Genomic DNA, 18,839 nt, shown 5'->3' with positions numbered 1-18,839 from the left:
AAGGGCGGTCTGAGGCAGAAGGCGACACGAATGCGCGCTTTATGAAATCGGCGTGGTGCAAGGCGGTGCTCATGCGGGCCTCCGTTGCCACATGAGGGTTGCCATCTCGTCCTGGCGTTTCTGTTCCTGGACGCCCTGGGCCCGCTTGAGGTCCTGGCGCTGGCGTTCGAGCAGCTGGTTCACGGATTCGTGCCGGCGAGAGGCGCTGGCCAGGGCCTGGCGCGAAACCGCCAGGTCGGCATCGTGCAGCGCCAGGTCGTTGCGGTGCGCATGGGCCAGCTGTATCACGCTGTGCTTGTAGTTGCCGCTGTTGAGGGCCGCTGCCGCCAGGCTGGCGCCGCTGGCGCCCACATTGCGGTACAGCGTGTCCAGGCGCTCCAGGTTGCGCTGGTAGCGCTCGCGCACACGCTGCTTGCCGGCCACCTCGGCCTGCTGGCGCTCCACTTCCCGCTGGCGCAGCTCGGCCAGGCGGGCCAGGCTGGCGATGGTCTGCTCCGGTTTCATGACATCACCTCGTCGAGCCGGGCCAGGGTGTCCTGCAGGGGGGCCGCCTCGGCCGTGCCCTGGTGCAGGAAGGCCTCCAGGCGCGGGTACAGGGCCACGGCGCGGTCGGTCGCCGGGTCTGCGCCCGGCACATAGGCGCCCAGCGGCAGCATGTCGCGCACCTGGGCGTAGCGCGACAGCATCTCCTTGAACTGGCGTGCGGCGCGCTGCTGCTCTTGCGTGCTGACCAGGGCCATGCAGCGGCTGATGGAGGCCGTGATGTCGATGGCCGGGTAGTGGCCGCGCTCGGCCAGCGCGCGCGAGAGCACGATGTGCCCGTCCAGGATGGCGCGTGCCGTGTCCACCACCGGGTCCTGCTGGTCGTCGCCTTCGGCCAGCACGGTGTAGATGGCGCTCATGCTGCCCTGGGCGTTCTCGCCATTGCCTGCGCTCTCCACCAGCTGTGGCAGCAGGCTGAAGACCGAGGGCGGATAGCCGCGGGTGGCGGGCGGCTCGCCCAGCGACAGTGCCACCTCGCGCCGCGCCATGGCGTAGCGCGTGAGCGAGTCCACGAGCAGCAGCACATGCTGGCCCTGGTCGCGGTAGTGGGCGGCGATCGAATGGCACAGCTCGGTGGCCTTCAGGCGCATCAGCGGGGATTCGTCGGCCGGTGCCACCACCACCACGGCGCGGGCCAGGCCGGCGGGGCCCAGCGAGCGCTCGATGAACTCGCGCACCTCACGGCCGCGCTCGCCGATGAGGCCCACCACCACCACGTCGGCCACGGTCTGGCGCGTGATCAGGCCCAGCAGCACGCTCTTGCCCACGCCGCTGCCGGCCATCAGGCCCACGCGCTGGCCCCGGCCGAGCGTGAGCAGGCCGTTGATGGCGCGCACGCCCACGTCCAGCGGCTTGTCCACGGGCCGCTTGCGCAGCGGGTTCACATGCGGTGGGTGGGGGGGCAGCACATGCTCGCCCCCCAGGCGGCCCAGGCCATCGAGCGGCTCGCCCAGGCCGTTGACGATGCGACCGAGCCAGCTGGGCCCGATCATCAGGTCCGAGCGGTCGGGGGCCGGCAGCACGCGGGCACCCGTGGCCAGGCCCTCGGTCTTCTTGAAGGGCATGAGGTAGGAGAGGTCTTCGCGAAAGCCCACCACCTGTGCGTCGATCCAGCCGCCCGTCGCGGTTTCGATATGGCAGCGCTGCCCCGTGTGCAGGGCGCAGCCCGCACTCTCGAGCAGCAACCCCGATGCCCCCACGAGCCGCCCCGTGGGCGTGGCCACGGGCACGGCACCGAGCTCCAGCTTGCGCAGCGCGGCGGCGATCATGGCGTTGCCTGCGCCACGGCGGGGGCTGGTGTGTCGAGCAACTGCGCCGACACCTGCTCCATCACGGCAGCCTGGCGCTGGCGGCAGCCGGCGTCGGCCTCGTGGTTGCCGGCGTGCACGTGGCACTCGCCGGGCTCGAGCCGGGGGTCGGGGCGCAGCTTCCAGCGTTTGGCGCCCTCGGGTTGCAGCTCGTGCAGGCGCTGGCACTCCTCGGGGTTCAGGTGCACCTGCACCTCTTCGTCGCTCACGCGCGGCAGGGTGGCCAGGGTTTCATCGACCATGGCCAGCAGTTGCTGCGGCTGCAGCGCGAGCTCGCAGCGGATGACCTGGCGCGCCACCTTGGCGACCAGCTCCACGACCTCCTTGCGCATGGCGGCCTGGTAGTCGGCCTGCAGCTGCTGCACCTGTTCGAGGGCCGCCTGCAGGGGCGCGCCGATCTGCTCCAGCCGTGCGCTGGCTTCGTCGCGGCCCTGCGCCATGCCCTGGCTGCGGCCCTCCTCGAGGCCGGCCGCCAGGCCTTCCTGGTGGCCGTTGTGCCAGCCCGACTGCAGGCCCTCTTCGTAGCCCTTGGCCAGGCCTTCCTGGAAGCCGTCGGCCACCAGGGACGCGTCGCCGCCCGGCACCGCCTGGGGGCGGTCCCGCAGCTGCGCCAGGGGCGGAAAGCGGTGCAGTCGCAGGTGTTGCTTCATTCGACGGTGGCTTCCGCGAACAGCTGGATCTGGATCTCGCCGGCATCGGCCAGGGCCTTGACCTGGGCCATGATCTCGCGGCGCGTCTGCTCCACGCGGCTCAGCGGCATGGGGCCGGCGCGGCGCAGCAGGTCCTCGAAGCTCTGGGCCTGGCGGCGCGGCATGGCGCGCAGGATGGCGTCGCGCACCGGGGGCTCGGCACCCTTGAGCGCGATGGCCCACTGCTCGAGCGGGATGTCGTCGAGCAGGCGGATCAGCACGGCCTCGGTCTGGTTCGAGAGCATGAAGAAGTCGTACATGCGGACCTCGATGGCCGACACCACCTCGGGGTCGTGCGCGCGCAGCAGTTCGATCATGCCGCGCTTGTCGCCCGACAGCCGGTTGATGATCTCCGCGACCTGGCGCGAGCCTTCGACGGTGGCGCTTTGCGTGCCCAGGTCGTCCAGGCAGCGCTCGACGATCTCCTCGAGCTCGATCAGCCACTCGCTCTCGATTTCCTGAAGCCGTGCCATGCTCAGCAGCACGTGGTCGCGGCTGGCTTCGGGCAGGGCTTCGATCACGGCGCTGGCCTGGGGCGGTGGCAGGAACGCCAGGAACACCGCCTGCATGCGCACATGCTCCTGGGCGATGCGCTCGCCCAGCCATTTGGGCGAGGCCCATTGCAGGCGCGCCATCTTGGGACGGATGGCGTCGCCGTAGATGCTGTTGAGCACATTGCCCGCGATATCGGCACCCAGTGCCAGATCCAGCGAGCGCTTGAGGTAGGAGCGCGAGGCCCCGTGCACGCCGCTTTGCTCGCGGTAGTCGTCGAAGAAGCGCTGCATGGAGGCGCGCACGGTCTCGACCTTGATGCCGCTCAGGCGCGACATGACCTGCGTGACTTCGAGCAGTTCCTCGCGCGAGAGGCAGCGCAGCACGGCGGCGGCAGGCTCCTCGCCCATGCACAGCAGCACGATGGCGGCCTGCTCCAGTGGGTTGCCGGCAGAGTCGCTGGCGGCAGCGATCGGGGGGTCAATTCGGGTGGCCATGTTTCTGAATCCACTGTTTCACGACTTCGGCCACGCGCTCGGGCTCCTTCTCGGCCAGCACGCGCAGGTGGCTCACCATCACATCCACGGGCGAGCCGGGGGGCGGCAGGTCGTAGTCCTCCAGCAGGGGTACCACCGGCATGGCGCCGGGGCCGGCCACCGCGGCAGGGCTGGCGGCGGCAGGGGCCGTGCTGCTGTCCTCGTCGAGCGCTACCACGGGCGTCAGGGCCGGCGACTGGCCCAGGGCCAGCGGGGCGGGGACAGCCAGGCGCTGCTGGGCGCTGCGCACCAGGGGGCGCACGACCAGGAAGAAGGCCAGCAGCGCCGCGACCAGGTAGACCACCGGCATGCCCCAGTCGACGACGGTGTCGCGCTGCTGCCACCAGGCTTGCTGTGCGGGAGGCGCGCGGAAAGCCAGGGCCGAGACGATGAGCTGGTCGCCGCGCTCGGCATTGATGCCCAGGCCGTTGTGCAGGATCTTTTCGATATGGGCCAGTTCGGGATCGCTCCAGCCGGTGGTGGCGCCCTTGGGAGCCACGGCGGTGTTCAGCACCACCGACACATGCAGCTTGCTCAGGCGGCTGCGGCTGCGCTTGATCTGCTTGATGCTGCGGTCGTAGGCGTACTGGCGCGTGGTGGCGTTCTTGCGGGCCGTGTTGGCATTGGCGGCGGCGTTCGGGTCGGCGGGCGGGGCTGCGGCCGGGTCGGAGTTGACGGGGCGGTTGCTCAGCGAGCCGGGCACGCCGATGGCGGCCAGGGCGCGGTCCTGCTCGTCACGCACGGCCTCGGCCGTCACGCGCGGGTCGGTGCCGAATTTTTCCTGGGTTTCCTCGATGCGGTCCTCGTCGACCTCGGCGGTGACGCTGGCCTTGAAGTTGTCCTCGCCCAGCACCGGTGCCAGCAGATCGCGGATGCTGCGCAGCGTCGCGTCGCGGTGGCGCGCGGCGGCCTCGCCGCCGTTGAGCGCATCCAGGCCCTGGCTCAGGTCCACGTGGGCCGACAGCAGGTTGCCGCTCTGGTCCACCAGTTGCACGCGCTGGGGCGACAGGCTGGCCACGCTGCCCGCCACGAGGTTGACGATGGCGGCGACCTGTTCCGAGCCGAGGCGGCGGCCGGGCTTGAGCGTGAGCATCACCGAGGCCGAGCTTTGCGCGCCGTCGCTGATCACGAACGACGTCGACTTGGCGATGGACAGGTGCACGCGGGCCGACTCCACCGCGTCGAGGGCGCCGATGCTCTGGGCCAGCTCGCCCTCCAGGCCGCGGCGAAAGCGCACGTCCTGCACGAACTGGCTCACGCCCAGTGGGTCGTTGCGGTCCATGAGCTCCAGGCCGGCCGGCAGCTTGGCGGTCACGCCCTTGGCGGCCAGCAGCATGCGCACCTTGCCCAGCGACTTTTCAGGCACCAGTACCTGCCCGCTTTCGGGGTGGATGCGGTAGGGGATCTGCTCGGCTTCGAGCACGGACATCATGTCGGCCGCAGCCACCTTTTCGCGCGCACCGAACACCGGCTTGTACCCGGCCTCTGCATTCCACAGGAACATCAGCACCACGGCGGTGAGGCCCGCAGCCAGCAGGACCAGGGGGGCGAGGCTCTTCACGAAGGCCGGCGCAATGCGGGGCAGGCCGCCCGTGCGCAGGCGATCCCAGCCGGATTTCAGGGTGGCGTTCACGCGCAAGACTCCAGAGCGCTCTTACAGCGGCAGCTTGACCAGGTCTTCCATGGCGCCCATGACCTTGTTGCGCACCTGCATCAGCATGGAGAACGACAGGCTGGCCTCCTGGCTGGCGAGCATGGCACCCACGAGGTCATCGCTGGCGCCGCTGTCCACCTCGGCCATCTTCACCCCGGCGTCATGGTCCTGCTGGTTGACGCCATGCACCGCCGCCATCATGCGGTCCGCAAAACCGCCGGCCCCGGGAGCCGCATCGGCTTCGCCTGCAGCTCCCAGGATCGGGGCCGGGGCGCTCAGGGTGCTCAGTTGGTCCTGGATCTGGCGCAGGTCGGCCTGGATCAGGGCAGCGGTTGCTTGGCTCATGGGGGCATCCTTCAAAAATCGCCGTGCAACCCGGGCGTGCGGGTGGAGTCACCCAGGCAATGGTTGCAATTTGTTCTTCATTGTAAGTGAGATTTTACAAATGATGCGTTGTGGGTATCAAAAAATTGCAGCATTGGGGTTTTTGATGCTTTGTTGCGTGTTGTGCTACCTTGTGTTCTACGGTGATGAAGGTTTGTGGCCTCTCGAGGGCGTTTTTAAGGGTTTTCCATAGGAAAATGCGGCAAAATCGGGGAGATCGTTGATTTTTCAGTAGCATGTGTATCTGTTGCACAGGCTTCTCGCTCCGCTGGAGCGCAAGGGTGAGGGGCCGCCTCAGGCGGTGACGCAGCTATGCAGTACGGTTTGGAACTCGCGGTGGGAGGGGTGCTGGTCCTGGCGGCGGGTGGCTGGGGAATTTCCGTCTACCTGGGCTTGCGCAGGGCGCGCCTGGCGCTGGAGCAGGCGCAGCAGACGCTGGCCGAGCGCAATGAGTTCCTGGGCATGATGGCCCACGAGATGTTGACCCCACTGCAGACGCTGATCAGTTCGGTGGAGCTCATCGAGCTCAGCGGGCACCTGCCCGCGGACGATCAGGCGTTTCGGCGCCTGCGCCGCAGCGCCCAGCAGCTGGAGGCGCAGATGAACGACACGGTGGAGTTCGCGCGCCTGAGCGGCGGGCGCCTGAAGGTGTCGCCCATGCTGTTCCAGCCCGACCTGATGATGCGCATCATCGTCGCCGAGTATGAGGAGGCGGCGCGCGAGCGCGGAGTGCGGCTCGAGGTGTGCGTGGATCCGGAGCCCTGCCCGCGGGTGATCACCGATCCTGCCCGGCTGCGGCAGATCATCACCAACCTGATCTCCAACAGCGTGAAATACGCCAGTCCCGGCGAAGTGCTGTGCTCGGTGCAGGTGCAGGAAGCGCCCGCCCAGGTCACCATTGCCGTGATGGACCGGGGGCCGGGCTTCGACGCCTCGGTCGATGTGTGGGCGCCCTTCGTGCGCGGCAGCAAGACCCCGCAGGGTGCGGGCCTGGGGTTGGCGGTGGTCAAGCTCATGTCCGACCTGCTGCAGGGCACGGCCCGGGTGGTGAGCCGCGTGGGCGAGGGCACGGCCTTCATCGTACAGATTCCGGTGGAGGTCGAGCGCACCCAGGAGGTCCGGGTGGCGGCGCCCGCGTCCCAGCGCCTGCGCGTGCTGGTGGTCGACGACAACGACGACGTGCGCCAGGGGTTGCTGGCCATGCTGCAGGCCCTGGGGGCCCAGGCGGACGGCGCTGCGAGCGTGGCCCGTGCTGTCCAGATGCTGCAGGCTGCCAAGTACGACGGCATGGTGCTGGACCTGTGCCTGCATGACGGCAGCGGCTACGACGTGGCCCGCGCGGCGCGCCAGCCCGGGGGGTTGAACCTCGAGACGCCCATCGTGGCGCTGTCGGCCTACCACGAGAGCGATGCCCAGGGGGATCTGCTGCTGGCCGCAAAGTTCGAAAAACCGATCTCGGTGGGGCGCCTGCGCTCGGCCATGCAGCTGTTTGCCTGAAGGCGGTGCCCCCGGTGCAGCGCGGCGGCCCTTGCACGAGGGTGTTGGCCTGGGCTGCGCCAGTCTCGTGCCCTGCGGGTTGCGCGCAGCGCCAGGGGGGTGGCCGGGATGTGCCGGCCGGGCCGGGGTGGAGCTAGCTGCTTTCGCCCAGGAGTTGCTTCACCTGGGAGATCAAAAGGGCCAGGCGGAAGGGCTTTTCGATCACCTGGATGCGCAGGGTCAGCGCCATGCGCGCAATCTCCTCTTCGGCGGCATTGCCCGAGGCGATCGCGCCGGTGGTCAGGATCAGCGGTGCCGCGGGCTGGGCGCGGCGGATGGCGCGCAGCGCATCGGCTGCGGTCTGGCCGCCCAGCCACCAGTCCACCACATAGGCGTCGAACGGCGCGATGGCTGCTTCATAGGACAGGTCCGAGGCCGAGGCGAAGGCGCTGGCGTGGTAGCCCGAGCGCGTGAAGGCCTCCTGGAGGTTGGCCGCCAGGTCGGCGGAGTCCTCGAGGATGGCGATGCGTGGCAGCGGGCGCTGCAGGGGGGTGATCAACAGGTGCAGCACGCGGTGCCGTGGTACGGCGCTCGGGGCATCGGCGTAGGGCTGTATGCGCCACTCGCTGCCATCGCGCGTGGCCACCAGCTCGCAATGCTCGTGGGGGCCGAGTTCGGTGCCCAGGGTGGCCATGCAGGCCAGGCTGCGCGGGCCCATCGGCATCTGGGCTGCCACGGCGTCTGCGGATTCGCGCTGGGCCTGGCTGGGCTGGTTGCTGAGCGGCGTACTGACATCCACCTGGAAGTACTGGGCGAGTGCCAGCAGGTCGGCGCTGGAGAAGGAGCCGTCCTGGAATTTGCGGAAGGCGCCCGAGCGCGACAGGCCCAGGATGACTGCCAGCTGCGAGGAGTGCTTGTGGCGTGGCCAGCCCTGCGCGCTGAAGAACGCGTGCAGGCGGCGCGAGATGACGCTGGCGGGCTGCTGCTCCTCGCCTGTGAAATCGCCGGATGCGGGGTCGTGCGGATCGGAATGCTTGGGCTCGATCATGGTGTTTTGCTTGGTGTGCAGCAAATTGGCGACAAAAATAACGCCTTCTTAAAAAGAGGTCCTAAAACTGGACATTTTTGTGACCGCCTGTAAAATGTTGCACCAATTGCACTCAAATGTCCAAGTGGGTCGGAAATGCGCCGTGGGGCGCTCGGCCTGTTGCGGTCCTGGATGCAGACCAATATAGCCCAACTGCCTGGCCCAAGCCTCCCTTCGTTGCCCTACGTGCAGCATTGTTTAACGTTTTTCGATCTGACTTGACATGATGCAATCCGCGCAGTTCTCGGCGGGGCTCCATCCGGTGCTGGACGCACGCACCCTGGGGCGGCCGGTGCACCTGCTGGCGCCGTTCGCGCGCAAGTTCGGTGCCGACCTGTCGGATCTGCTGCGCCAGGGCATGAACCAGCGCTACGGCACGCGCCTCGCAGTGGCAGAGGCGCGCATGGTGCATCGCCCTGCCAGTCCGTCGCCGCGCTGGCAGGTGTACGGCATGCCGCAGGGGCGCATGGGGGTGGCGGTGGAGCGCGAACTGTTGCTGCGCCTGCTGCACTGCCGCTATGGCGTGGGCAGCGGGGCGGTGCTGGATCCGGCCGCCATTCCCTTCACCGCGACCGAGGACCGGCTTGCGCGCCGGCTCGGCGAGGACATCGTGACCGCCCTGGTGCAGCGCGTGCAGGCCGGCCTGGCTGCGCTGGCCATGGGGCCGCAGCCGGGCACTGAGGGCGAAGGGGCGGTGCAGTGGCTTGCGCAGTCGCGCGATGCCGTGGGCGCCTGGTCGCTCGTGCTGACCGTGGAGGAGCCCGGCTGGGGCCTGCGCTCCGAGGTGCACATCGGTCTGGACGAGGCCTGGATGGAACGCCTGCTCGCCCGGCTGACGTCCGGCCGCACCCAGGCACGGCGCGAGCGCCTGCATGCCGAAGCCCATCCCCTGGCAGGGCGCATTCCCGTGCGCCTGTCGGCGCGCCTGCTGCGCCGGCGCATGACGCTGGGCGAGGTGATGGACCTGCGCCCGGGTGATGTGATCCCGGTCAGCTTCCAGACGGCCGATGTACTCATCAAGGATTCGCGCCTGTTCACCGCCACGGTGGCAGAGCACAAGGGTGGGCTGTGGCTCACCGCATTCAACGACGCAGCGTGACGCTACCAATTGCCATGAGCCAAGACAACCCCGGGTTCGACACCCTGCTGGACGACCTTCCCCCCCACCTTGCGGACGAGGGCCTGCCGCTGGCCGAGGCCGCCGTGGCCGCGCCGCGCCCGCGCCGCGATTTCGCGCAGATGCTGCGCAAGATACCGGTCACGCTGACGCTGGAGGTGGGCTCGGCCGACATCACGCTCGACCAGGTCATGGCCCTGCAGCACGACAGCGTGGTGGAGCTCGATGCCGTGGCGGGCACGCCGCTGGTGATCAAGGTCAACGGCACCCCGATCGGCCGTGCCGAGGTGGTGGTCGCGGGCGAGAACTACGGCCTGCGCGTGATCGAGCTGGCCGATCTGGACCTGCTGTCGATAGACGCTCCGAACTGAGCCGGAGGGCCTGACCATGACGTTGCGACGAACGGCCGGCTGGGCCGCTGTGGCCCTGCTCGCCCTGGCGCTGGGCTGGAGCGATACGGCCTGGGGTGCCAACACGGTGCCGCTGATCAGCGTGGGGGCCAAGGGCGCCCAGACCGAGTTCACCGTGAAGACGCAGGTCCTGGTCATCATGACGCTGCTCGGGCTGCTGCCCGTGCTGATGCTGATGATGACCAGCTTCGTGCGCTTCGTGATCATCCTGTCGCTGCTGCGCCAGGCCCTGGGGCTGCAGCAGGGCCTGCCCAACCGCATCGTGACGGGCGTGGCCCTGATCCTGACCCTGCTCGTCATGCGGCCCGTGGGCGAGGACATCTGGGCGAATGCCTTCCTGCCCTACGACCAGGACAAGATCGGCCTGGAGGTGGCGCTCCAGCGGGCCGAGCAGCCCTTGTCGCGCTTCATGCTCTCGCAGACCAGCAAGAGCGCGCTGCAGCAGATCTCGGGCCTGGCCGGCGAGGCGCCGGTGGCCGAGCCCGCGCAGCATGCCTTCACGGTGAAGCTGGCGGCCTTCGTGCTCAGCGAGCTCAAGACCGCCTTCCAGGTCGGCTGCATGCTGTTCATCCCGTTCATGGTGGTCGACCTCGTCGTGGCCTCGGTGCTCATGGCCATGGGCATGATGATGCTGTCGCCGCTCGTGATCTCGCTGCCGCTCAAGCTGCTGCTGTTCGTGCTGGTGGATGGCTGGACGCTGACCGTGAATACCCTGATCACCAGCATCCGGGCCTATTGACATGCTGACACCTGAAATCGCGGTCGATCTGGTCAGCGAGAGCCTGCACCTGGTGATGTTGCTGGTGGCGGTGCTGGTCGTGCCGGGGCTGATCGTGGGCCTGATCGTGGGGGTCTTCCAGGCCGCCACGCAGATCAACGAGCAGACCCTGAGCTTTCTGCCGCGCCTGCTGGTTACGCTGCTGGCGGTGATCGTCGGCGGCCGCTGGATGGCGGGGCTGCTGATGGACTTCTGCGTGGAGATCTTCCAGCGCGCCGCCACACTGGTGGGCTAGGTCTCAGGCCTGCCATGGATGCCGTCTTTCCCAGCCTGCTGGCCCAGCTGCTGGCCTTGTGGTGGCCGTTCTGCCGCATCATGGCGTTGCTCAGCGCCGCGCCCATCCTCGGTGATGGCGGCGTGCCCGTGACGCTGCGCCTGCTGCTGTCCCTGGTGCTGGCTGTGGTGCTGATGCCCGTGGCACGGCCGGTGGTGGAGATCGATCCGCTGTCGCTGCACGCGGTGGTGGCCACCATCGAGCAGGCGGCCATCGGCGGGCTGCTCGGGCTGGCGCTGCATTTCACCACCTCGGTGATCATGGTGCTGGGCTACCTGGTGTCGAGCCAGATGGGGCTGTCGATGGCCACCATGAACGATCCGCTGTCGGGCATTTCCTCGGACGTGGTGTCCAGCCTGCTGTCCGTGCTCGGCATGCTGGTGTTCTTTTCCATGGATGGCCATCTGCTCGTCACCCAGGTGATGGGCGCGAGTTTCCAGCAGTGGCCCGTGGGCGGGGGCATCCATGTGCCGGCGCTGCGCAGCGTGGCCTTCAATGTGGCCTGGGTGTTCTCGGCCGCGCTGCTGCTGGCCCTGCCGGTGGTGCTGGCCACCTTCGTGGTGCAGCTGGGCTTCGGCTTTCTCGCACGCGTGGCACCCACCCTGAACCTCTTCGCCCTCGGCTTCTCCGTGGTCACGCTGTTCGGCCTGGTCATGCTGGCCCTGCTCGTGCGCTACCTGCCCGAGCACTACCTGCGCATGACCACCCAGGTCCTCGAGATGCTGCGCCTGAGCATGCTGGAGCGGCGCTGATGTCCGAGTCCTCCAGCGGCGACAAGACCGAAAAACCCTCGGCGCAGAAGCTCAGGAAGGCCCGCGAGCAGGGCCAGGCCGCGCGCTCCAAGGACCTGGTGACCGCGGTGGGCATCGTGGCCAGCCTGTACCTGGTGGTCTGGCTGATGCCCGGCTACCTGCAGGACTTCCGGCAGATCTTCCACTACAGCCTGGCCCACCTCGAGGGCGACGGCGCGCTGGACAACGCCTGGTCCATGCTCTTCCTGGCCGCCGCGCTGCTGGTGCTCAAGCTCGTGGCGCCGCTCGCGCTCATGCCGCTGTTGCTGCTGCTGGCCTCCCTGGTCCCCGGGGGCTGGGTGTTTTCGTCGGAGAACCTGCAGCCCAAGTTCAGCCGGCTCAACCCCCTGGCCAACCTCGGGCGGCTGTTCGGTGGCAAGCACCTGGCCGGGGTGCTCGCCTCGGTGCTCAAGGCCGCCTTGCTATCTGCTGTGCTCTGGTACCTGTGCACCCGCACCGCACCTGACTACCTGCGCCTGCAGGGCATGGCTCTCGGTGATGCCCTCGCGCACGGCTGGGACATGGCGCTTTCCGGGGTCTTCGCCATGGCCCTGGTGTTCGTGTTGTTCGGCCTGATTGACCTGCCCGTGCAGGTGTTCTTCTTTCTGCGCGGCCAGCGCATGAGCAAGCAGGACCAGAAGGAGGAGCACAAGGGCAACGAAGGCCGCCCCGAGGTCAAGCAACGCATCCGCCAGCTGCAGCGCCAGCTGTCGCGGCGCAGCGTGCGCTCGACCGTGCCCACGGCCGACGTGGTGATCGTCAACCCCGAGCACTATGCCGTAGCCCTCAAGTACGACGAGCGCCGGGCCCAGGCGCCCTTCGTAGTCGCCAAGGGCGTGGACGAAATGGCGCTGTTCATCCGCGAGGTGGCGCGCGAGCACCGCGTGGAAGTGGTGAGCATGCCGCCGCTGGCGCGTGCCATCTACCACACCAGCCAGGTGCACCAGCAGATACCGATCCCGCTGTACACGGCGGTGGCCCTGGTCCTCAACTACGTGCTGCAGCTCAAGGCCTTCAAGGCCGGCCAGCGTCCCCATGAGCCCCGGCCTCCCACCGACGTGGCCGTGCCCCCCCATCTGTCGCCCCCCGTTTCGCCATGAATTTCCTGCCGCCCGCACTGCGCGACCTCCTGCGCCGCTACAGCTTTGCCTCGCCCCTGATGCTGCTGGCCCTGCTGGCCATGATCATCCTGCCGCTGCCGCCGGCGCTGCTGGACGTGCTGTTCACGTTCAACATCGTGCTGTCCATCGTGGTGATACTGATCAGCGTCTCGGTCAGCCGGCCGCTGGAGTTCTCCACCTTCCCGACCGTCATCCTGGGCACCACGCTGATGCGCCTGGCGCTCAACGTCGCATCCACGCGGGTGGTGTTGCTGCACGGCCACGAGGGCACGCATGCGGCGGGCCAGGTGATCGAGGCCTTCGGCAACGTGGTGATCGGCGGCAACTTCGTGGTCGGCCTGGTGGTGTTCGTCATCCTGATGATCATCAACTTCGTGGTCGTGACCAAGGGCTCGGAGCGCATCTCCGAGGTGTCGGCGCGCTTCACGCTCGATGCGCTGCCGGGCAAGCAGATGGCCATCGACGCCGATCTCAACGCCGGCCTCATCAACCAGGAAAAGGCCCAGGCCCGCCGGCGCGAGGTCGGCATGGAGGCCGACTTCTACGGCGCCATGGACGGCGCCTCGAAGTTCGTGCGCGGCGATGCCATCGCGGGCATCCTGATCCTGTTCATCAACATGATCGGGGGCGTGGCCATCGGCGCGCTGATGCACGATCTGTCCTTCGGCGACGCCTTCCGCCAGTATGCGCTGCTGACCATCGGCGACGGCCTGGTCGCGCAGATCCCGGCGCTGCTGCTGTCGGCTGCGGCGGCCATCATCGTCACGCGCGTGAGCGACTCGGGCGACTTCGAGAGCCAGGTCAGCGGCCAGCTGCTGGCTTCGCCCCAGGCGCTGTACAGCGCGGCGGCGCTGATGACGGCGCTGGGCCTGATCCCGGGCATGCCATGGCTCAGCTTTCTGGGGTTCGCGGCGGTGCTGGCCTTTGTGGCCTGGCGCCAGTCCAAACGCGCGCAACGGCCCCTGCCGGCCACCGACGCGCTGGCCCTGAGTGCGACCCTGGCCACGGCCGAGCCCCCTGCCGACATCGACTGGCGCAGCCTGCCCGTCGTGGAGCCTCTGGCCGTGGCGCTGGGCTACCGCCTCGTGGGGCTGATCGACAAGGCCCAGGGCGCGCCCCTGCTCAAGCGCGTCAAGGGCGTGCGCCAGACGCAGAGCGAGACCCTGGGCCTGCTGCTGCCCGCCGTGGCCGTGCGCGACGACCTGAGCATCAAGCCCTCGCAGTACGTGATCCAGCTGCGCGGCACGCCCGTGGCCCGCGCCGAGGTGCCGGCCGACAAGCTCATGGCCATTCCCTCGCCCCAGCTCTACGGCGAGGTCGATGGCGAGCCCGGGGTGGACCCGGCCTACGGCATGCCGGTGGTCTGGATCAGTCCCGGTGACAAGGCCCATGCCCTGGGCCTGGGCTACCAGGTGGTGGACGTGCCCAGCGTCGTCGCCACGCACCTGGGCAAGGTGGTGCGCGAGAACCTGCCCGAACTGTTCGGCCACGAAGACGTGGTGGAGCTCATGGAGCGCCTCGCGGCGTTGGCGCCCCGGCTGGCCGAGGCGCTGGCCAAGGCCATGACGCATGCGCAGCTGCTCAAGGTGCTGCGCGTGCTGCTGGCCGAGAACGTTTCGCTCAAGGACATCGTGCCCATCGCCACCACCTTGCTCGACACCGTGGACACGACGAAGGACCCGATCCTCATGGCGGCCGAGGTGCGTTGCACGCTGCGCCGCCAGATCGTGGAGGGCCTGTGCGGGCCGCGCCCCGAGCTCAAGGTCTTCAATCTCACGGGCGAGCTCGAGAACATGCTGCTGGGTGCGCTCAACCAGGCGCGCCAGGGCGGTGCCAAGGTGGCGCTGGACAACTATGCCATCGACCCGAACCTGCTGTCGCAGCTGCAGGCCCACATGCCGCTGGCGCGCGACCAGATGAAGCAGCAGACCACGCCGCCGCTGCTGCTCGTCATGCCCCAGGTGCGGCCGCTGCTGGCGCGCTATGCGCGGCTGTTCGCCCCGGGGCTGGCCGTGCTGTCGTACAACGAGATCCCCGAGAACCGCGACATCAGCATCATCGGAACGGTGGGCTGAGCGCGTTCAGTACCTCGGCCGCAGCCCGGAACAGGCCGGGTGGCAGGGCCAGGTCTGCCGGACCCCACTGCGCTGCCGAGGCCGGCAGGGGGGCCATGGGCGGCAGCGGGTGGCGCTGCAGCACCTGCCAGTGCACCAGGTGCAGGTGGGAGCGGGCCAGCGAAGCGGCCGCCAGCGTGGCGCGGCTGTGCAGCAGCGGCACGGCATCGGCCCCGGTGGTGCACAGCACTACGGCCACGGCCTGGCCCTGCAGCTCCAGGTCCACGCGCACCGGACCCAGGCCGGGCAGCTCAAGTTCCAGGCCCAGCCGCTGGGCTGTGTTCCTGCGCTGGCCAGGCGGGCGCGCGCGGGCAGGCAGGGGCCAGAACGTGAGCCACACCCCAGGCCACAACAGGGTATGGAACACCAGCAGACCCTGCAGCGCCTGGGCGGGGGGCTCGCTGCCCAGGGCCATGCCGCCGCTGCGCTGCAGGCTGTGCAGCGGCTGCATCGGCGATGGTGCGGCGGGCGACTGCCCGGAGGTGGCCTGCCGCAACTGCGCCAGCACCAGGTTGCGCCACTGCGCGGCGAGGGCTGGTACCTGCAGGGGTGCCAGCAACAGGCGGTGGATGCCGGCCTGGTCGGGCTGCAGGGCAGGGGGCTGGGCTTGTGGGCGGGACGGTTCGCCGCCGCCTGCGCTGCGCGGCGGGGCGGGCGAAGAGGCCGGGGGTTCCTCGGCCGGGCCCAGCACGGCGAGCTGCAGCTGGGGTGTGGTGGCCACCACGCGCACCAGCAGCAGCTGCCCGGGATCCCAGCGCTGGCCCGCCAGGGCCGAGGCCGGGATCTGCACCTGCTGCCCCTCGGGCCCGCGGGCCAGCAAGCCGCCATCGAACGCGGCTGCGACGCGCAGGCGCAGCAGGGGCTCCACCGGGTCGATGCGGGACAGGGCCGTGGCCGGCAGTGCAGCGCCGGGGCGCGCCAGCACGGCCCGCCCGGCAGGGGCTGCAGGCGCGGGGCTGCCCACTCGCTCCAACGCCATGCGGTGCTCCTCTCATCGTGCCAAAGCCAAAAAAAAGCCAACCGCATGCGGTTGGCTGGTGCGGGCCGGCCGAAAGGCCTGCCCGGGTGCTGCAAGAGCGCCTTATTGCAGCAGCGACAGTGCCAGTTGCGACATGCTGTTCGACTGCTTGAGCATGCTCGTGCTGGCTTGCATCAGCATTTGCTTGGTGGTCATGTTGGCCGATTCCGAAGCGTAGTCCACGTCCAGGATACGGCCCTTGGCGGCTTCGGTGTTCTGGGTCATGTTGGACAGGTTGTTGTACACATGGTCCAGGCGGTTGGCGGCGGCACCCATGGCCGAGCGCAGCGTGCCCACGGCGGCCGAGGCGGTGTCGGCCAGGGCGATGACGCCGTTGCCGGCGGCGGTGATGTCGCCACCTTTCAGGGCTGTGATGGCCGTGGCCAGGGCCGTCATCGATGCGCTTGCGTCGAAGGCATAGGTTTCCGCGCCTGAGGCACCGATCTGGAACGTGGCGGCAGCGGCGAAGGTACCGCCCGTCAGCAGGGCCTGACCACCGAACTTGGTGTTGGTCATGATACTGTCGATTTCGGCGGCCAGGGCGTCGAATTCGGCGTCCATGGCGGTCTTGTCGGCGGCGCTGGAGGTGGCGTTGGATGCTTCCGTGGCCAGGTCCTTCATGCGCAGCATCATGTTGTTGACTTCGTCCAGCGCGCCTTCAGCGGTCTGCAGCATGGAGATGCCGTTTTGCGTGTTGCGCTGGGCCACGGCCATGCCGCGGGCCTGGGCGTTCAGGCGGGTGGCGATCTGCAGGCCGGCGGCGTCGTCCATGGCCGAGTTCACGCGGAAGCCCGTGGACAGGCGCGTCATCGACGTGGACAGGGCCTTGTTGGTCGAGCCCGAGACTGCCTGGGCGGAGAGGGAAGCCGAATTCGTGTGCAGGCTAAGCATGTCAGTTAACTCCTGGTTTGGTAGGTTACAGGCAGCGTTTTGTCGCCCGTACCTTCACAAGGCGGAGGGCCCCGCAGAAAACTTAAATGCCGGGCGAAAAAAAACCGCCCGAAGGCGGTTGCGGCGATGGGCGGCAGGGACCGGAAGCGGCCGGGGCGCCGTCTTCAGCGCGTGCCCTGGCCCATCAGGTAGGCGGTGCTCTGCAGCCCGACCACGGTCAGTGCCAGCGAGCCCGCCACGTGCAGCCCGGTCGTGCCCAGCGCCAGCACATAGCGCTGCTGCAGCAGCATGCCCACCACCTCGGCCGAGAAACTCGAAAACGTCGTGAGCCCGCCCAGGAAGCCCGTGACCAGCGCCAGCCGCCAGGTCGGATCGAGCTGCGGCAGGGCCTGGAACACGGCCACGCACACCCCGACCAGGTAGCCCCCCACCAGATTGGCAGCCAGCGTGCCCCAGGGCAGCACCGAGCCCGCCGTGGAGAGCCACAACCCCAGCCGCCAACGCGCCAGCGCGCCCAGGCTGGCGCCAATGCAGATGGCAACGACTGCGAGCATGGTGTGTTCTCTCCGTGTTGGTTGGAGCGCCATTTTGGCGCAAGAACAACCGCGCGCGAAAACTGGCACGGCCCCTGCCAGTGCTCCCGCGCAAGGGCCGCCCCGCCGCGCTGGGAGCTTCCCCCTCCCGACTCGCGCAGCGAGGTGGGAGAGGGGGCTGAGTGCCGCGGCTCCAAGCCTGCCTGCGCAGGCTTGGACGGCAACGAAGGGCGGCCGCCTCTGGCGGACGCGCCGTGGCGCTAAGCGCCTCAGGGGGGAGTCTATTTCTCTTTGCCCATGACCAGGTCGGGCAGGATGGTCACGATCTGCGGAAAGAGGGTGATGATGGCGATGCACACCACCAGGCACAGAAAGAACGGAATGGCGGCACGCGCGATGGTGTTGCTGTCCTTGCCGGTCATGTTCTGCAGCACGAAGAGGTTGAAGCCCACGGGCGGCGTGACCTCGGCGATCTCGACCAGCAGCACGATGAAGATGCCGAACCAGATCAGATCGAACCCGGCCTGCTGGATCATGGGCAGCACCACGGCGCTGGTGAGCACGATCATGCTGATGCCGTCGAGCGCGGTGCCGAGCACCAGGTAGACCACCACCAGCACGCTGATCAGCGCGAACGGCGACAGGTGCATGGCGTTCACCCACTCGGCCAGTTCGCGCGGGATGCCGGTGAAGGCCATGGTCTTGGTCAGGAAGGCGGCCCCCGCCAGGATGAACATGATCATGCAGCTGGTGCGCGTGGTGCCCATCAGCCCGTCCTTGAAGTTCTGCCAGGTCAGCGAGCGGCTCCACAGCGCCAGGCCCAGCGAGCCCAGCACGCCGAAGGCCGCGCATTCGGTGGCCGTGGCATAGCCGGTGACCAGTACCGCGACGATGAACACGATGAGCACGCCCACGGGGATCAGGTTGCCCGACTTGCGGATCTTCTCGCGCAGGGTCGAGGGCGGGTCGGCCGCGGGCACCTTGTCGGGGTTGCGCAGGCTCCACCAGCCGATGTAGCCCGAGAACAGCAGCATCAGCAGGATGCCCGGCAGAAAGCCCGCCAAGAAGATGCGGATGATGGAGGCATCGGCGGCGACCGCGTACACCACCATGGTGATGGACGGCGGGATCAGGATACCGAGCGTGCCGGCCGTGGCCAGCGCGCCCAGGGCCAGCTTCTCGTCGTAGCCGCGCTTCATGAGCTCGGGCAGCGCCACCTTGCTGATGGTGGCGCAGGTGGCGGCCGACGAGCCCGAGACCGAGCCGAAGATGCCGCAGCCCAGGATGGTGGTGTGCATCAGCCGGCCGGGCACGCGGTTGAGCCAGGGGCGCAGGCCCTCGAACATCTCTTCGGACAGCTTGGTGCGAAACAGGATCTCGCCCATCCAGATGAACAGCGGCAGGGCCGCCAGCTCCCAGCTGGCATTGCTCTCCCAGAAGGCCGAGAACAGGTTCTTGGCTGGTTGCGTGGAGGTGAAGAAGGCCTGGCCCACCCAGCCGCAGATCGCCAGGGTCATCGCGATCCAGACACCGCCGGACAGCAGCACCAGCATCAGCAGCAGCAGGACGCCGCCCACCATCAGAATATCCATGTCGTGCTTTCTTGTGGCCCCTGTCCCCGCAA

19 protein-coding genes are annotated in these 18,839 nt (G+C 68.7%); 8 read left to right on the top strand and 11 right to left on the bottom strand.

Annotated elements, in window-relative coordinates:
* Window positions 1–69 precede the first annotated feature (69 nt).
* From AC07PF_RS27135 to fliE, 6 genes are read right to left on the bottom strand one after another with little or no spacing between them, the layout of a single operon-like run.
* Window positions 70–504 (bottom strand): flagellar FliJ family protein, encoded by a 435-nt coding sequence (locus AC07PF_RS27135; protein ID WP_494613952.1) that lies wholly within the window; start codon window positions 502–504, stop codon window positions 70–72.
* Window positions 501–1,811, bottom strand: a complete 1,311-nt coding sequence (gene fliI, locus AC07PF_RS27130) for a flagellar protein export ATPase FliI (RefSeq protein ID WP_494613951.1) — start codon at window positions 1,809–1,811, stop codon at window positions 501–503. Before fliI ends, AC07PF_RS27135 begins: the two co-directional genes overlap by 4 nt.
* Window positions 1,808–2,500: a flagellar assembly protein FliH gene (gene fliH / locus AC07PF_RS27125; protein ID WP_494613950.1), complete on the bottom strand. Its 693-nt coding sequence runs from the start codon at window positions 2,498–2,500 to the stop codon at window positions 1,808–1,810. Before fliH ends, fliI begins: the two co-directional genes overlap by 4 nt.
* Window positions 2,497–3,528 (bottom strand): flagellar motor switch protein FliG, encoded by a 1,032-nt coding sequence (locus tag AC07PF_RS27120; RefSeq protein ID WP_494613949.1) that lies wholly within the window; start codon window positions 3,526–3,528, stop codon window positions 2,497–2,499. The genes fliH and AC07PF_RS27120 overlap by 4 nt, the downstream gene beginning before the upstream one ends.
* Window positions 3,512–5,200 (bottom strand): flagellar basal-body MS-ring/collar protein FliF, encoded by a 1,689-nt coding sequence (gene fliF, locus AC07PF_RS27115; RefSeq protein ID WP_494613948.1) that lies wholly within the window; start codon window positions 5,198–5,200, stop codon window positions 3,512–3,514. Before fliF ends, AC07PF_RS27120 begins: the two co-directional genes overlap by 17 nt.
* Before the next feature lie 21 nt (window positions 5,201–5,221).
* Window positions 5,222–5,566 (bottom strand): flagellar hook-basal body complex protein FliE, encoded by a 345-nt coding sequence (fliE, locus tag AC07PF_RS27110; protein WP_494613946.1) that lies wholly within the window; start codon window positions 5,564–5,566, stop codon window positions 5,222–5,224.
* Between the two features lie 351 nt (window positions 5,567–5,917).
* Between fliE and AC07PF_RS27105 the strand changes: the two genes are divergently transcribed.
* The gene (locus AC07PF_RS27105; RefSeq protein WP_494613945.1) at window positions 5,918–7,102 is read left to right on the top strand and encodes a hybrid sensor histidine kinase/response regulator; all 1,185 of its coding nucleotides are present in this window, start codon (window positions 5,918–5,920) and stop codon (window positions 7,100–7,102) included.
* A 133-nt stretch (window positions 7,103–7,235) separates the two neighbouring features.
* Here the strand turns inward: AC07PF_RS27105 and AC07PF_RS27100 are convergent, their stop codons facing one another.
* The gene (locus AC07PF_RS27100) at window positions 7,236–8,129 is read right to left on the bottom strand and encodes a helix-turn-helix domain-containing protein (RefSeq protein ID WP_494613944.1); all 894 of its coding nucleotides are present in this window, start codon (window positions 8,127–8,129) and stop codon (window positions 7,236–7,238) included.
* Window positions 8,130–8,391: 262 nt separating this feature from the next.
* On the opposite strand from AC07PF_RS27100, the gene AC07PF_RS27095 reads away from it, so the two are divergent.
* From AC07PF_RS27095 to AC07PF_RS27065, 7 genes are read left to right on the top strand one after another with little or no spacing between them, the layout of a single operon-like run.
* Complete coding sequence (locus tag AC07PF_RS27095) at window positions 8,392–9,267, top strand: FliM/FliN family flagellar motor switch protein (RefSeq protein WP_494613943.1); 876 nt, start codon at window positions 8,392–8,394, stop codon at window positions 9,265–9,267.
* Between the two features lie 14 nt (window positions 9,268–9,281).
* Entirely contained in the window at window positions 9,282–9,656 is a 375-nt protein-coding gene (locus AC07PF_RS27090) for a FliM/FliN family flagellar motor switch protein (RefSeq protein WP_494613941.1), read from the top strand.
* Window positions 9,657–9,672: 16 nt separating this feature from the next.
* Window positions 9,673–10,434 carry a flagellar type III secretion system pore protein FliP gene (fliP, locus tag AC07PF_RS27085; protein WP_494613940.1) on the top strand — a complete coding sequence of 254 codons (762 nt, stop codon included), beginning with the start codon at window positions 9,673–9,675 and terminating at the stop codon, window positions 10,432–10,434.
* 1 nt (window position 10,435) lies between these two features.
* On the top strand, window positions 10,436–10,708 hold the full coding sequence (fliQ, locus tag AC07PF_RS27080; protein WP_322591722.1) for a flagellar biosynthesis protein FliQ: 273 nt from the start codon (window positions 10,436–10,438) through the stop codon (window positions 10,706–10,708).
* A gap of 14 nt (window positions 10,709–10,722) precedes the next feature.
* Window positions 10,723–11,499 carry a flagellar biosynthetic protein FliR gene (fliR, locus tag AC07PF_RS27075; protein WP_494613938.1) on the top strand — a complete coding sequence of 259 codons (777 nt, stop codon included), beginning with the start codon at window positions 10,723–10,725 and terminating at the stop codon, window positions 11,497–11,499.
* The gene (gene flhB, locus AC07PF_RS27070) at window positions 11,499–12,638 is read left to right on the top strand and encodes a flagellar type III secretion system protein FlhB (RefSeq protein WP_494613936.1); all 1,140 of its coding nucleotides are present in this window, start codon (window positions 11,499–11,501) and stop codon (window positions 12,636–12,638) included. Before fliR ends, flhB begins: the two co-directional genes overlap by 1 nt.
* Window positions 12,635–14,734 carry a flagellar biosynthesis protein FlhA gene (locus AC07PF_RS27065; RefSeq protein ID WP_494613935.1) on the top strand — a complete coding sequence of 700 codons (2,100 nt, stop codon included), beginning with the start codon at window positions 12,635–12,637 and terminating at the stop codon, window positions 14,732–14,734. Before flhB ends, AC07PF_RS27065 begins: the two co-directional genes overlap by 4 nt.
* Here the strand turns inward: AC07PF_RS27065 and AC07PF_RS27060 are convergent.
* The 4 genes from AC07PF_RS27060 to AC07PF_RS27045 all read right to left on the bottom strand — a co-directional run bounded on the left by AC07PF_RS27060 (window position 14,715) and on the right by AC07PF_RS27045 (window position 18,807).
* Entirely contained in the window at window positions 14,715–15,752 is a 1,038-nt protein-coding gene (locus AC07PF_RS27060) for a hypothetical protein (RefSeq protein ID WP_494613933.1), read from the bottom strand. The genes AC07PF_RS27065 and AC07PF_RS27060 overlap by 20 nt on opposite strands.
* A 102-nt stretch (window positions 15,753–15,854) precedes the next feature.
* Window positions 15,855–16,682 carry a flagellin N-terminal helical domain-containing protein gene (locus AC07PF_RS27055; protein ID WP_494613932.1) on the bottom strand — a complete coding sequence of 276 codons (828 nt, stop codon included), beginning with the start codon at window positions 16,680–16,682 and terminating at the stop codon, window positions 15,855–15,857.
* A 164-nt stretch (window positions 16,683–16,846) separates the two neighbouring features.
* Window positions 16,847–17,236 (bottom strand): fluoride efflux transporter CrcB, encoded by a 390-nt coding sequence (gene crcB / locus AC07PF_RS27050; protein WP_494613931.1) that lies wholly within the window; start codon window positions 17,234–17,236, stop codon window positions 16,847–16,849.
* A gap of 260 nt (window positions 17,237–17,496) precedes the next feature.
* On the bottom strand, window positions 17,497–18,807 hold the full coding sequence (locus AC07PF_RS27045; RefSeq protein WP_186458007.1) for a TRAP transporter large permease: 1,311 nt from the start codon (window positions 18,805–18,807) through the stop codon (window positions 17,497–17,499).
* Window positions 18,808–18,839 lie beyond the last annotated feature (32 nt).

The organism is Acidovorax sp. GW821-FHT10A04 (assembly GCF_059415825.1).
Note: the sequence above shows the minus strand (reverse complement) of the source record. Positions and strands in the feature narration are given on the sequence as shown.